Here is a 14,223-nt window from a genome sequence, read left to right as displayed (position 1 = left end):
TTATCATTTTATAATACGTTTATACAGGAGAACGCAATCTATGAAAAAGGGATTTATCGGATTCTTATTGTTACTGACTTTTATGCTCACACTGGCAGGTTGTGGAGCAACTGACAATGCAGCGAATAAAGGCCAGACAGCTACGTCGGGTAGCAAACCTACTAAAGCAGCGACCGGTCCTGTGACAGTAAAGCATAACCGTGGTGAGCTCACGCTTGACAAGCCCGCTCAGCGTGTCGTAGTACTGGAATGGACATTCACGGAGGATTTGATTGCATTGGGCGTGCAGCCGGTTGGTAATGCGGACAATGCCAACTATAAGGTGTATGTGACTCCAGAGGCAGCTCTGGACAGTAACGTGGTCGATGTCGGTACACGCAACGAGCCTAATTTGGAGGCGATTGCTGCATTAAAGCCGGATCTCATCATCTCCAACTTTGATGGGAATGAAACAATCTATGAGCAACTCAAGGCTATCGCACCGACGATTGAATATAATCTGAACGATGGTAACGGCTACGACTATGATAAGATGGTAGAGATTTTTAATAGTATCGCAGTCGCTCTTGGAAAAGAGGATAAAGCTAAGCAGGTGCTTGCCGATCTGGATCAGCATTATGCCGAAGCCAAACAAAAGCTCGCCGCTGCAGACAAGTCGGATTTTCATTTTATACTGACACAGGCTTTCACTTCGCAAAATGCAGCCAGCCTGCGTATGTTTTCAGATAATTCAGTCGTCGTGGGAACATTGGCGAAGATCGGTTTGGTCAACGATTGGAAACCGAGCAAGGTTGAATCATATGGCTTTTCAACTGTAGGCATTGAAGCTCTGTCAGCTGTTCAGGACAGTAACTTTATCTATATTGTGCAGCCGGACGATAATGTTTTCGGCTCATCTATGAAAAATAATTCTGTTTGGAACGGTTTGAAATTCGTCAAAGAAAAACGTACTTATCCGTTGGCCAGTACAACATGGACGTTTGGCGGTCCGGTCTCGTCAAAGGGACTGGTTGATGGAGTAGTAGGGGCAATCACGCAATAAATTTCATGTTGACGATTCCGTCTGGATTTATAACTGACGATAATAAGCATTTATGTGGGCAGTTTGACCGCTCTCATAAATGCTTTTTTAAACCTATGGTATGAGTCTCCCCCACACACTACAAGGATTTCCATCTTCTCCGTTATGACTAATTAGCCTTTTCAAATGATAAAATTAGCAGGTCACCACATCCCATTTTCGTCTAACTAGATATTCCCTTCCAAATTCGATACAATATACAAAAAAGCATGTATTAAGAGAGGTGAGACGGTTGTCACAAGCATCCAAGCCTGTGAGCTACGGCGGTCAGGCAGTCATTGAAGGTGTCATGTTCGGCGGCAAGCGTGTCAATGTCACGGCAGTTCGCCGCAAATCTGGCGAAATCACATATTTGGAAGTACCACGCAAGGAGCAATCCTGGGTGTCCAAATTCCGCAGAATTCCGTTATTGCGGGGGATTGTCAGCATCATCGACTCCAGTGCCAAGGGTACCAAGCATTTGAACTATTCAGCCGATGCGTATGCTGATGATGAAGTAGATCCAGAAGAACGCGCTGAACAAAAGAAAAAAGAGGAATCCCGTTGGAGCCTGAGCATGATGATCGGCGTGGCTGCGGTCGGTATATTGTCCTTCCTCTTTGGCAAAATTGTATTAACCCTCGTTCCAGTTGTTGTGGAGACTTTCCTGTTTGGCGGTTTGTTTCACAACCAGATTTTGCATAATCTCGCTGAAGGAGCTATTAAGCTGATTTTGCTGCTGGCTTATTTATGGGGTATTTCCCAGACTCCGTTAATCAAGCGATTGTTTCAATATCACGGCGCGGAGCATAAAGTGATTACTGCATTTGAAGCAGGGGAAGAACTAACTCCAGCCAACGTACAAAAATATAGTCGACTGCATTACCGCTGCGGCAGCAGCTTTATTATGCTCACCGTGATTATCGGGGTACTTGTCTATTCCCTGTTTACCTACGATAATCTGTGGGAGCGCATGGGGCAACGTCTTTTACTGCTTCCGATCGTATTGGGGCTTTCTTTTGAATTCCTCAAGCTGACCAATGCACTTCGGGAAATTCCAGTGCTTCGTTATCTAGGTTACCCCGGCCTATGGCTGCAGTTGCTTACCACCAAAGAACCGACCGATGATCAAGTGGAGGTATCGATTGCCTCATTTAAGCGTATGCTTGAATTGGATGCTGAGTTGGAAAATGTACCTGTAAAGGAGACCCTCAACAGTCCGGTCCTTGATCCTGTGAAAGGATGAGTGAATGATGTACAGACATGCCGTTATTTTCTGGCTTACCCTTGCTTTGGGCGCATATGGAATTATAGATATGCTATGGAAAGGTAGCTGGGGCTTTCTCATTAGTTTACTAATCCCTGTTTTTATTTTTGCAGTTATATTTCTGCTGTACAAATACCAGCCTGGACAACGCAAGCGAACTCCCAAAATTAAGCCCTCTGTGCGCACGATGACCAAAACAGCCAGTGCACGTAAGCAGCAGACTACAAACAAACGCAAAACATATCCTTTTCATGTGATTGAAGGGTCCAAGGGTAAAAATGAAGAGGAACAGCCAAAGTACCATTAATAATCATTTCCTTTAAAATGTAGCACAAAGGAGCCATCACCCGTGTTTTGAAATGACCGGGAATAGGCTCCTTTTTTCTTTCTTTAAACTCAACTCTAACCTCCAGTAAATGGTATCTACTTCATGGCATACATGGTATCTTTCATCAATTGATACTTACTATACTGCTGCTGGTAAGAAGTGATGCTCCATTTGTGGAAAAAAGCTTCTCCTGCCTGCATACCTGAAGCGTATAACAAATCACTTTGTTCGGGTGAAATGCTGAATTGTGCTGTTCGGATACCCAAAGTTGGAATTTTAATGGTCCGATATCGATTCTCCTGCTCAATATACCGTTCATCATGTGCCGATAGCATTGTATCAAAAATAGCTTGTAGCATCGTCAGTGGGCCCCGTATATAAGAAACCTTCGTCTCCGTCCCTGTTTTGCCCACCATTTGAAAACCTACCGTTGGAATCGTTTTGGCCTCACGTTCATTTACAGGCTCATCAAAAAGCCACAAAGGCAAATTACTGAGCAAGGCCCCGTCAACTACAAATACAAATTGCTGGGAAAAGGTTTTTCCCTTGGCAAGTGCAGAATCAAGTCTTAACATAACAGGATCAAAAAAATAAGGGATACTGGTGCTCATCCGAATGGCCTTGGCTACCTCCAGCGAAGAGGGGTTTATACCAAAACGTTTGATGTCTTCAGGAAGCACCAAAATGCGTCCATTCGTAATGTCTGATGCAATAATGCGCAGCTTGCCAGGAGGTAGATCCGCGAACGTACGCACTCCTTTAGCTCGTAACAGCTCGCGTACCCAATGCTCCAGTGCCTCCCCTGAGTAGAGCCCTTTTTTAAGAAAGATACGTGCTGCTGGCCCAACCCACTTAATGTTGAATACTGGAGAACGTCGTAACAACTTGACCAAGGGGGTTTTCTCAATTACGGCTTTCATTTCATCCGCCGTATATCCCGCAGCCAATAAAGCAGCTACAATAGCACCTGATGATGTACCTGCCAAACGATTGAATACAATATCATGATCCTCGGCAGCCTTAACTGCACCCGCCAGCGATATTCCCTTAACCCCTCCACCCTGGAACACAGCATTGATCAGCATAGATCAAAAAACCTCCGTTCTCTTGGGAGTAAGCAGTTCTACTGCTTATCTATGAGAACAAAGGTCCATATAGAACCTAAATGATCCAATTTATATCATAATTTATAATAATTTTGAAGAAGTTGAATGAGTCCGTATGGATTTTTGCGCAAATGCTGTGCACTAAAATAAATATCCCCTTTAACCTGTTTATAATTCTCGTTCAGTTCAAGCTGCTTAATTAACTCTTGAGCTGATTGCCACCCTTTTTCAGGGGTGCCGATTTTATAAGGTGAATGACCGATATACAGCTTAACATCTGAATTTTTGACCTCATTGGACCACCATGCGACGAGCTTGTCATATCCAGCCGCTGGGAAACCGATACTCCAGTAAATTTGTGGAGCTACATAATCAATCCATTCTTTGTTAATCCAGGTTCTTACATCCGCAAATGTCGTGTCATATGCAGTAACGCCTGCCTTGGTGTCTGAACCCGTTATATCCTGAGACTTGTTGCGCCACACCCCAAAAGGACTAATCCCGAATTGAACTTTCGACTTGCTGGCATGAATGCTTTTGCCCAAATCGCGAACAAAACTATTCACATTATCTCTCCGCCAGTCACCTTTGTTAGAGATTTTGTTGGCGTTATATGCTTTGAAGGTCGCATCATCATCAAAAGTCCCGCTGTAAGGATAAAAATAGTCGTCCAAATGGACACCGTCAATATCGTATCCGTTTACGACTTCCATAATCGCAGCAATGACATGCTGACGTGCAGCAGGAATTCCAGGATTGATGTACAACTGGCTACCATTCTTAACAATCCAATCCGGGTGCTGATTAGCTACATGGTTTGCTGCCAAACCGCTAGTTGTTCCTGTAGAATTCGCACGGAACGGATTAAACCAGGCATGAAATTCCATCCCCCGCTTGTGTGATTCGCTAATCATAAATTTCAACGGATCATAGCCTGGATTTTTACCCTGGGTATTTGTTAAATACTTGCTCCATGGCACAAGATCAGACGGATAGAGCGCATCACCGCTGGCACGAACCTGAACGAATACTGCATTAATTCCCATGCCCTGCAGATCATCGAGCATTTTTGTAAACTCTTGCTTTTGCTTCTCGGAGCTGCTTCGGGCAGCCGAAGAAGGCCAATCTCCATTAATGGTGGAAATCCATGCTCCTCGCATAGAGGTTGTAGCCTTTACCTGAGCCACATTTCCCTGGGAGGAACCTGAGCTGTCCTCATTAGTAGATGTGGAAGATGAGTTGGCTACGTCCTGTCCATCATCTTTAACTCCCTGATCCGTGCTTACACTTTCCTGATTGCCAGACGCTGATGTATCTGATGATGAGCTACTGCTTCCCACAGCAGAAGTGTTCCCACTAGTAGAGGCACCTTCTTTACCACTGCTTAACGTAATGACCCGTTCTGAGGCTTGCCAGTCTACCTTTAAGCCCAACTCTTCCCCAACAAAACGCAACGGTACCATGACTCTCCCACTTGACATACGCGCAGATGCGTCCAAGCGAACCGACTTACCATTCACAGTAGCGCTTTGTGCACCATTATCCATAGATATATTTTTGTTCTGTGCTGTAATCGTTACCGTACCAGACGATGCCGACCAGTTAACCTGAGCGCCTAATCCCTCACTAATCACTCGCAAAGGAACCATCGTGACATTCGCTCCCTGTACAATGTACGGTGATGCATCACTTTGCAGGGACTGTCCGTCCAATATAATCTCAATCTCACCAGTTGGTGCCGCTTGAACTCCAGGCACGATGGCAGTCTGTACTGCTAAGAGTAGACCCGCAACCATGAGCCCTATTTTCTTCCGATTCATATCTTTATAATCCTCCGCTACCCCTGTTAATTTTAACCCCTATCTTGTCCTGCTATATAATGGATAGACGCTATTAACCGGATATTTGTTGCGGTCAGGACAAATAAAAAAAGCATCGTCCGTAAGGACAGATGCTTTTAGGAATCTCCACTTAATTCCTTGTGTATGTCATGAAGCTGGCGCAAGCGATCTTCATCCCGGCGGAAATATTCAACCAATGTCTCGATACGGGTGATGGAATCCCAGCTCAAATGGTGTTCAATACCTTCCACATCTTTATATATCAGGTCCTTGTCAACCCCAATCATATCCAGAAATTGCTCTAGTAGCTGGTGGCGGTCAACCAACCGTTTGCCAACCTTTTTCCCTTTTGGTGTCAAAATCAGTCCCCGATACTTCTCATATACAAGATAATCGTCCTTATCCAACTTCTGAATCATCTTGGTGACGGACGAAGGATGCACTTCCAAACCTTCTGCGATATCCGAGACACGAGCATATCCCTTCTCATCGATCAGTTGGTAAATGCGCTCCAAATAATCTTCCATGCTTGGCGTTGGCACTTGTTTCCCTCTTTTCTGTTATTGAACGGGCGCTTACCGCCTTCATTTCCTGCATTAAACCTACTATGTAATGATACATGTTATCATCGCTCATTGGCAAGTCTCGTCCCTCCACTCACATCTATTGCCACGATTTGTTCAATTTAAGCAGGGTACACTAAGGTTGTCGCCCCTGTCTCGTTGCTTTCTGCGGAGATACTTTAGAGTTGGACACCAGAGCACAGAGGATTTATTTCGAAAGGAGCGTTAGCCATGTCTACGCTTGAGCGTACTCCTGTCCAAACCAGAGGAACCAAGCCATTCATGCCTGATCTGGTGTTTTTTGAGCCAGACGCACTAAATTATCCCAAAGGCCAGCGTATTATGGATTGGGTCAAAGCTAAGGATATTCCGTATCGTATGACGACCTCTCACAACCGAATTACCAATTTACCAGGTGAAACTGAAGTTGAAAAGTACCGAATGGCAAAAAAGACACTGGTTGTCGGAATCCGTAAAACATTAACTTTTGACCAATCCAAACCCTCTGCCGAATATGCCATCCCTATTTCGACCGGCTGCATGGGGCACTGTCACTACTGTTATTTACAAACAACCTTGGGAGCGAAACCGTATATTCGCATCTATGTCAACACTGACGATATCATATCAGCAGCTAAAGGCTATATTGAGGAGCGAGTGCCTGAAATTACTCGTTTTGAAGCAGCTTGTACCTCTGATCCGGTTGGTTTGGAGCATATCACCGGATCGCTTGAAGACTTGATTCGTTTCATGGCAGATGAGGAATTTGGCCGACTTCGTTTTGTTACTAAATATCATCATGTGGATCCATTGCTGGATATTAAACATAATGGTCATACTCGCATCCGCTTTAGCATTAATTCCGATTATGTTATTAAACAGTTTGAACCTGCAACTTCGCGCTTCGAGGAACGTATTGAAGCAGCGGGCAAAATCGCACGGGCCGGTTATCCGCTGGGATTCATCATTGCACCCATCATTTGGTATGACGGCTGGGAAGCAGGTTACGGAGAGCTGCTGCGTAGATTGGGAGAAACCTTGCCCCAGCATGCTACAAAGGATCTGACATTCGAATTAATACAACATCGCTTTACCAAAACATCCAAAGCGGTTATCGAGAAGCGTTACCCGAAAACCAAACTGGAAATGGACATAGAGAAACGCAAGAAAAAATGGGGCCGCTGGGGACAGAATAAATATGTTTATCCTGATGAACAGCAAAATGCACTGCGGGAATTTATTACTGAACGCATTTTTGAACATTTTCCTTTAAGTCGTATTGAATATTTCACATAACTAGCATCCAATCCGGGGTAATCCGTTGTAAAAAAAGCGTTACATCTGTCATATGATCCGTTACCAACAAAACGCCGGTGATCACAAGTAACATGCCACCTATTTGGAGAAGTATGGAAGTATAACGGGACGATAACTTAACAGAGCCTGCCAGCAAAGCCAATATAAAAAACGGAATCGCAAAACCAAGCGCGTAGCCAGTAATCAACTTGAACCACATGTGATGCTCTACCGCTGCCAAAGCGATAATAGCTGTTAGCATAGGACCGATACAGGGGGACCAGCCTGCCGCGAACCCAATTCCGATTACAAAGGAACCGGCGTATCCGGCAGGCTTCCATGTCCAGCGCAGCTTATGCTCTCTCATTAGAAACAATGGACGGACGAAACCAAGAGATACCAGACCCATGAGTATAATAAGCAGCCCTGCTACGATTCTTAGCGTATCCCCATAATTGGCAAACCATTCTCCAAGTAACCCGACACTTGCCCCCAGTGAATAGAAAACAACCGAAAAGCCTAATACAAAAGCAAGTGTGTGCCCCATGGTACGATAGCGAATTTCTGCCTTGTGCCGTCCTTCAGCCAGTTCACGTGCCGACATTCCTGTTATATACGATAAATATGATGGATATAGTGGCAAGCAGCACGGTGAAAAAAAAGAAACCAGTCCGGCAACGATGGCCAACCCGGCGTTGACATCTGACATCATTATTTCCTCCCACCTGTCTTAGTGAACACGCAGAGCAGATACAAGCCCTGCCTACTAAAACATACGTATAGACAGAGAAAAATATGATGCAAGCCAAAAAGCGTATGCCTGGGAGAATAACACCCAAGCATACGCTTTTTACGTTCTTTTATTTTACTTAGCCTCTTATTTTATAATCGCACCATTCGGCATACCTTCCGGTACAGTGGCCAATGTAAGCTGATCCCCATGTGATGCTGCCAAAATCATACCCTGCGACAGCTCACCCCGAAGTTTTACTGGCTTAAGATTGGTCACACAGATCACCTTACGCCCAATGATATCTTCAGGGGTATAAAATTTCGCAATTCCCGACACCACCTGCCGCTGCTCATAGCCGAGATCGAGCTGTAGCTTTAACAGTTTATCAGCCTTCTTCACAGGCTCACAGGCGACAACCTGAGCAACGCGCAGCTCTACCTTGGCAAAATCCTCAATGCCAATCTCTTCTTTCGCCTCTGGTGCTTCCTGACTCGACTCAGATGCATTCAGCGGTTGAGCTTGTGTCGCAGCTTCCTCCGGTTTCTTACCTCCAGTCATTGCTTCTACAATAAAAGCAACCTCTTGCTCAGAGTCCAGACGAGGGAAGATCGGATTCCCTTTAACCAACTGCGTTCCTTCTGGAATACGCCCAAATTGCTTACCGCTATCCCATGTAGTCAGCTCTCCTTGACGAATACCGAGTTGTTCCCAAATTTGGTGAGGCGCACGTGTCAAGAAAGGCTGAAGTAAAATGGAAGCAATACGCAAGCTTTCTACCAAATGCACCATAACAGATGCCAATTCGCTACGTTTTGCCTCATCCTTAGCCAGATTCCATGGTTGAGTCTCGTCAATATACTTGTTGCTGCGGCTAATAAATTGGCTAATCGCCGTTAAAGCCACGGAAAATTCCATATTTTCCATAGCTTCTTCAACTTTACTATAAGTCGATGTTGCCATATCTACCAAAGCTACGTCGAATGAGGTAACATTGGCTTCATAAGCGGGAACTTTGCCGTCAAAATATTTGTCTACCATCGCTACAGTACGATTCAACAAGTTGCCCAGATCATTGGCCAAATCTGAATTTACACGTTCTACAAAACTTTCAGGTGTGAATGTTCCATCCGCTCCAAATGGCACCTCGCGCAGCAAGTAGTACCGAAGTTGATCCAGACCATAACGGTCAATCAACGTTACCGGGTCTACCACATTGCCTTTAGATTTCGACATTTTACCATCTTTCATGAGCAACCAACCATGTGCAAATACTTTTTTAGGCAACGGAAGATCCAGTGCCATCAGCATGATTGGCCAATATATCGTGTGGAACCGTACAATCTCTTTACCTACGATATGCACATTTGCTGGCCAAAATTTATCGTACAGCTCAGTATTAGAAGAGCCATACCCCAAGGCTGTGATGTAGTTGGAAAGTGCGTCAATCCACACGTATACGACATGCTTCGGGTCCCCCTTAACCTTAACTCCCCAATCAAACGTTGTACGGGAAACAGCCAGATCCTCTAGCCCCGGCTTGATGAAGTTGTTAATCATTTCTTTTTTCCGGGATTCCGGTTGGATAAACTGCGGGTTCTCTTCATAAAATTGTAGCAACCGATCAGCATACTTGCTCATGCGGAAAAAGTAGCTCTCTTCCTTGACCAGTTCTACAGGGTGTCCACTATCTGGGCTCTTACCTCCAGTGACATTGCCTTCAGCGTCCTTCACTACGTCAACGAGCTGAGTTTCTGTGTAGTAAGTCTCGTCAGGAATGCTGTACCAACCTTCGTATTCTCCCTTGTAAATATCGCCTTGTTTTAATAAACGATCAAAGATTTCCTGTACGACAGCCTTATGACGTTCCTCCGTAGTACGGATAAAATCGTCATTGGAAATGTCGAGCTTCCGCCACAGGTCTTGGATACCTGCCACAATGTCATCTACGAAACGTTGCGGCGTTTTCCCAGCTGCACTTGCCTTTTGTTCAATCTTCTGACCATGCTCATCCGTTCCTGTCAAATAACGAACCTCATAGCCCCGTAGCCTCTTATAGCGAGCCATCGCATCACCCGCTACCGTCGTGTAGGCATGACCTATATGTAGCTTGTCACTGGGATAATAGATCGGTGTTGTAATGTAAAATGTGTTCTCACTAGACATGTATGTTCCTCCTGTTTTGTTCACGGCTGCAAAAGATTTGCTACCATGATAGGTACTCCAATTCATGAATTAGACACAAATTGGCACAAAAAAGACCCCCGTCCCTATGGGACGAGAGTCACCTCACGCGTTACCACCCAAATTCCCTGTACCTTCGCAGAATACAGGCTTCACCGGTCACATCGACCGCCCATTAACGCTGGATCACGCCTCCTCCTTACAATTGCCTCTTGAACACAGCTTCACTATGGCAAATACGCTCGAAAAAGGTTCCTCCAGGACCATATTCAGGCTTCACTCCAGACCGGTTTTCAGCTAACTCCGGCTCTCTGTACTGGACGACTTACCTTACTCATCCCTTCACAGGAAAACAATATTAACCAAAATATAACCAAATCGGCACGGCGCTGTCAAGTCAGACCCTTCTCGGTATGGGTAGCCAAACGATCTTTGTCAGACTTATCTACCCCTTTTTTTGCAGGAGGGACCAAATCTACGCCGCCGGGATGAAATGGATGGCATTTAGCTATACGCTTTGCAGCCAGCCATGAGCCTTTGAGTGCACCATGCACTTCTACCGCCTCCAGCGCGTACGCCGAACACGTCGGATAGAACCTGCAGGTAGCAGGTTTTAATGGTGAAATGTATGCACGATAAAACTGAATCGGAGCCTGTACCACTCTACGTGTGGTGATTTTCATTTCAGTAGCCTCCGTGGCTGTGAGTGTGACTGCTCGTCTGTCTGAAACCCCCATCCGAATTACTTTCAGTATGCCCATTCTTCTGCTGGCAGTCTTTGCAATAACCAAAAATTTCAAACTTATGCTCAACGATTTGGAATTGATCTGTCGGGTCTGTCATTTGCATTGGACAAAAAGAAATCGGCAATGTTTTCTGACAATTCAAGCAAATCATATGGTGGTGGTGATGATGTTCATTACAGCTCACCTTGAACTTCATTCCATCCTCAAAAGATACCTGCTCCAGTACACCCAATTCCTGCATTACACGCAGATTGCGATAAACTGTATCAAAGCTAAGTCCGCTGTACTTCTTACCCATATATTCATAAACGTCTTTGGGGGACAGATACCCTTCATTCTCGGAAAATAACGTGGCCAGCGTCTTGCGCTGATCTGTAATACGCAGCCCTTGAGCGGACATCGTTGCGATAATCTCATCCTTTGTCAGCATGCGTTTCACCCTCCCCTGTCTATAGTTTCAGGTTTTCTGATGCAGGCTTAGGCTTGCATCTATTCATTATACCACGAATAAAGTCAATATTATAAGAGATATTCGTGCTACTCATAAGAAAAAGACGTTCTCCAGTGCTGCAACCAAGTTCGCAACGGGAGAACGCCTATATTCTGTAAGTGACATCGACTTTTAAAACGGTGAATGATGAGACTCAAGTGGTCTAAGCCGGTAAACAGCACCGGTTATTTCAAATTAATTTTTAATAGCTGGTAAAGGCATAACTACTACGGAAACTGGCAGATTACTACCAGCAGCTGCAGTGAAATACATCTCTACACTTTCCTCAATATGACCTGTACGATACAGTACACTCATTTCATTCGGAGCCCATACAGAACCATTTGTCGGTATACCCACAACCTGATTGTTAACCATCGCATAGCCGGAATATTCGCCTCCCCGCGGGTTAAACGTAATCAGTGAATATGGCGCTACATGGTCCAACTTAACCTTATATACAACACCAAAGTTACCGGCATTGGAAGCAGAAGAACCGTCCAGACCGTCGGTACCAATCAGGTTCGGGTCTACCTTATTATCACCAAGAACGATACGTTGAGCTGTTTTACCAACCTCTTCGGTATAATTGAGTGAAATATCCGAATTTGCGTACGTTCCACGGTTATGAATACCGTCCTTAGGCAGTTTTGCCAGAGTAGGCAACGCAGTCAACGGATCTACATTTGCATCCAGCACAACCACCGTATATTGAATAGGTTGATCCGTATACAAATCAGATAACAAAGAAATAACTTGTTTTTGCTTGATTTTTTGCGCGTTCAAATCTTCCAAAATAACACGGCTTTCGCCTGGGTTCAGAACCGTGCTGGAACGTTTGCTTCCGTCCAGCATAGATTGAAAATACCGTTGAATCGAAACTTTACCCGCAGCTGTGGCAAATTCAGATGGTCCAGCAAAACCGGAATTTTCAACATTTATGTTGGTTGGAGCAAGATTGTTGTTCGTCGCAATCACGTACATCTTCACATCTCGACCTGTTTCATTGACATGATGGACAAGAATACGCGTACTGCCTGAGCCTGTTTCCTGATACACGATACCATCCTGGAACACACGCTCTGGGCTGTTAGCACGAATCAGAAGACGTGGTGAAGAAGTGCTTGTCACTGGAATAGTGGCCATAGCAGGCACCTGACTGCCATCTACACTGTATTTATCGCCATATGGCGTGAAAATTTTATTGAAATCATCTTCGTTGTACAGCAGTTCATTTGTAATTTTAATTGTTTCACTTTTGGTACCTGTTGCGCCATGCTTATCAGTCACGTTCAGTTTAATTGTTACATCACCTGGTTGGAAGAAGGCAAGTTTCTTGTTCTCCCAATCACGCTTAGTGATAGCATTCTCATCGTCAGTACTCAGGTCGGTAATGGTGATTTTTTCACCCATCTTGTACTCTTTTTTATCTGTTGTAAACAGAGCCACTGGCGGCTGGTTTGGTGGTCTTACTGTAATTGTTACTGAGTAAGGATCACTCCAGTTCCCAGCAGAGTCAAGAACGGAATAGGTAACTACATATGTACCCGGCTCCTGAAATACGTCCTGCTTCCCTTCCCAACGTTGATTTACAATCGGAAGACCTGTAGGAGAAGATTCCTTGGTCAAATACGTAACTTGGGTTTCACCCGCGTAGATATCCTTTTGTTGAACCGTAAAAGAAGCTTTTGGTTTCTGATTCAAATCCATGATAACTTGTTTAGTTGTATTATTCACGGTATAAGGAATATTTAAGGCCTGTGTAATCGAGGTCAACGGCACCATAAATACGTTCTTTTGCTGGAAAGCCGGCCCCTTCATTTGTCTAGCTTCACCATTAACCGTATAAACCTTGCTGTCTGTTTTGAAGCGTAGAACATTCGTTCCTTGGGTGATTACGGTTTCTTTAGTGGCAGTGTCATAGCTAAACTGCAATCCGACACGACTGACAAGAGAACGGATAGCTACATAGGAAACTCCGTCTTTGACTGTCATCGGCTGAGTTGCTGTATATACCTGTCCGTTTTGTTCCATTTTAGCACTGTTCAAATACAAAATCAGTTGATTCGCATTCATGGATGTTGGAGCTCCACCAGGATTGGTAATCGTTCCGTCTCCACCGTATACATCATTGGTTACGTTCGATCCGTTAGTAGTATCTGTAGGCAGACCAGTCAATGGATCATTGGATACACCTGTGTTATTAGGTGTTACCGTATTATTTTGTGTGCTTGTTCCATCTTGATCTCCGATACTATTCTGAACGCCGGAATCAGCAACATTGGTCTGAGCCTGCTGTGCGCTAACCGAATCGGTGGATTGAACAGTTGTTGATGCTGCTTCTGCTCCTACAGGGGCTACTGCAGCCACCTGAGCTACCGCCAGGGCGGTGAGCATGGTCCATTTCTTGAAATTCATTGTCTGTCTCCTTCTATCCCCAAATTATTATCATTCCCGTGAAAAGTCATACTATTAGACGCGACAGTTGCTAAAAAGTTTCTGGAAATTTTGACGATCATGAAAAAAAGGGAACATTCTCCTGTGAATGCAAAAATTCAACAACAAAAAACCGCCGTCCATCTGATCTGATGTGGCGGCGGCTTCATAACCTG

12 protein-coding genes and 1 other annotated feature are annotated in these 14,223 nt (G+C 44.8%); of the genes, 4 read left to right on the top strand and 8 right to left on the bottom strand.

Annotated elements, in window-relative coordinates; translation table 11 throughout:
* Nucleotides 1-40 precede the first annotated feature (40 nt).
* The 3 genes from BN1546_RS21970 (at nt 41) to BN1546_RS21960 (ending at nt 2,634) form a co-directional block, all read left to right on the top strand.
* Nucleotides 41-1,042 (top strand): ABC transporter substrate-binding protein, encoded by a 1,002-nt coding sequence (locus BN1546_RS21970; RefSeq protein WP_090738832.1) that lies wholly within the window; start codon nt 41-43, stop codon nt 1,040-1,042.
* A 271-nt stretch (nt 1,043-1,313) separates the two neighbouring features.
* On the top strand, nt 1,314-2,306 hold the full coding sequence (locus BN1546_RS21965; RefSeq protein ID WP_090738831.1) for a DUF1385 domain-containing protein: 993 nt from the start codon (nt 1,314-1,316) through the stop codon (nt 2,304-2,306).
* 7 nt (nt 2,307-2,313) lie between these two features.
* Nucleotides 2,314-2,634, top strand: coding sequence for a hypothetical protein (locus BN1546_RS21960; RefSeq protein WP_176702371.1), 321 nt, complete (start codon nt 2,314-2,316; stop codon nt 2,632-2,634).
* A gap of 116 nt (nt 2,635-2,750) precedes the next feature.
* On the opposite strand, the gene BN1546_RS21955 is transcribed toward BN1546_RS21960, so the two are convergent.
* The 3 genes from BN1546_RS21955 to mntR all read right to left on the bottom strand — a co-directional run bounded on the left by BN1546_RS21955 (nt 2,751) and on the right by mntR (nt 6,144).
* Nucleotides 2,751-3,740 (bottom strand): patatin-like phospholipase family protein, encoded by a 990-nt coding sequence (locus BN1546_RS21955; RefSeq protein ID WP_090738829.1) that lies wholly within the window; start codon nt 3,738-3,740, stop codon nt 2,751-2,753.
* A gap of 95 nt (nt 3,741-3,835) precedes the next feature.
* Nucleotides 3,836-5,581, bottom strand: a complete 1,746-nt coding sequence (locus tag BN1546_RS21950) for a family 10 glycosylhydrolase (protein ID WP_090738828.1) — start codon at nt 5,579-5,581, stop codon at nt 3,836-3,838.
* A gap of 137 nt (nt 5,582-5,718) precedes the next feature.
* Nucleotides 5,719-6,144 carry a transcriptional regulator MntR gene (gene mntR, locus BN1546_RS21945; protein ID WP_007430946.1) on the bottom strand — a complete coding sequence of 142 codons (426 nt, stop codon included), beginning with the start codon at nt 6,142-6,144 and terminating at the stop codon, nt 5,719-5,721.
* Nucleotides 6,145-6,396: 252 nt separating this feature from the next.
* Here mntR and splB point away from each other — a divergent pair, with 252 nt between their 5' ends.
* Complete coding sequence (splB, locus tag BN1546_RS21940; RefSeq protein ID WP_090738827.1) at nt 6,397-7,461, top strand: spore photoproduct lyase; 1,065 nt, start codon at nt 6,397-6,399, stop codon at nt 7,459-7,461.
* Here the strand turns inward: splB and BN1546_RS21935 are convergent.
* The 5 genes from BN1546_RS21935 to BN1546_RS21915 form a co-directional block, all read right to left on the bottom strand.
* Nucleotides 7,454-8,170, bottom strand: a complete 717-nt coding sequence (locus BN1546_RS21935) for a cytochrome c biogenesis CcdA family protein (protein ID WP_040103438.1) — start codon at nt 8,168-8,170, stop codon at nt 7,454-7,456. The two genes, splB and BN1546_RS21935, sit on opposite strands and share 8 nt — an antisense overlap.
* Before the next feature lie 168 nt (nt 8,171-8,338).
* Complete coding sequence (metG, locus tag BN1546_RS21930) at nt 8,339-10,357, bottom strand: methionine--tRNA ligase (RefSeq protein ID WP_090738826.1); 2,019 nt, start codon at nt 10,355-10,357, stop codon at nt 8,339-8,341.
* A gap of 104 nt (nt 10,358-10,461) precedes the next feature.
* Nucleotides 10,462-10,730, bottom strand: a binding site (T-box leader).
* A gap of 37 nt (nt 10,731-10,767) precedes the next feature.
* Nucleotides 10,768-11,058, bottom strand: coding sequence for a membrane protein insertion efficiency factor YidD (gene yidD, locus BN1546_RS21925; protein WP_013371800.1), 291 nt, complete (start codon nt 11,056-11,058; stop codon nt 10,768-10,770).
* 1 nt (nt 11,059) lies between these two features.
* Entirely contained in the window at nt 11,060-11,551 is a 492-nt protein-coding gene (locus BN1546_RS21920) for a Fur family transcriptional regulator (protein WP_090738825.1), read from the bottom strand.
* 255 nt (nt 11,552-11,806) lie between these two features.
* The gene (locus BN1546_RS21915; protein WP_090738824.1) at nt 11,807-14,029 is read right to left on the bottom strand and encodes a copper amine oxidase N-terminal domain-containing protein; all 2,223 of its coding nucleotides are present in this window, start codon (nt 14,027-14,029) and stop codon (nt 11,807-11,809) included.
* Between the last annotated feature and the right edge of the window lie 194 nt (nt 14,030-14,223).

It is taken from the genome of Paenibacillus sp. Mc5Re-14, from assembly GCF_001049835.1.
GTDB classification, from domain to species: Bacteria; Bacillota; Bacilli; order Paenibacillales; family Paenibacillaceae; genus Paenibacillus; species Paenibacillus polymyxa_C.
Note: the sequence above shows the minus strand (reverse complement) of the source record. Positions and strands in the feature narration are given on the sequence as shown.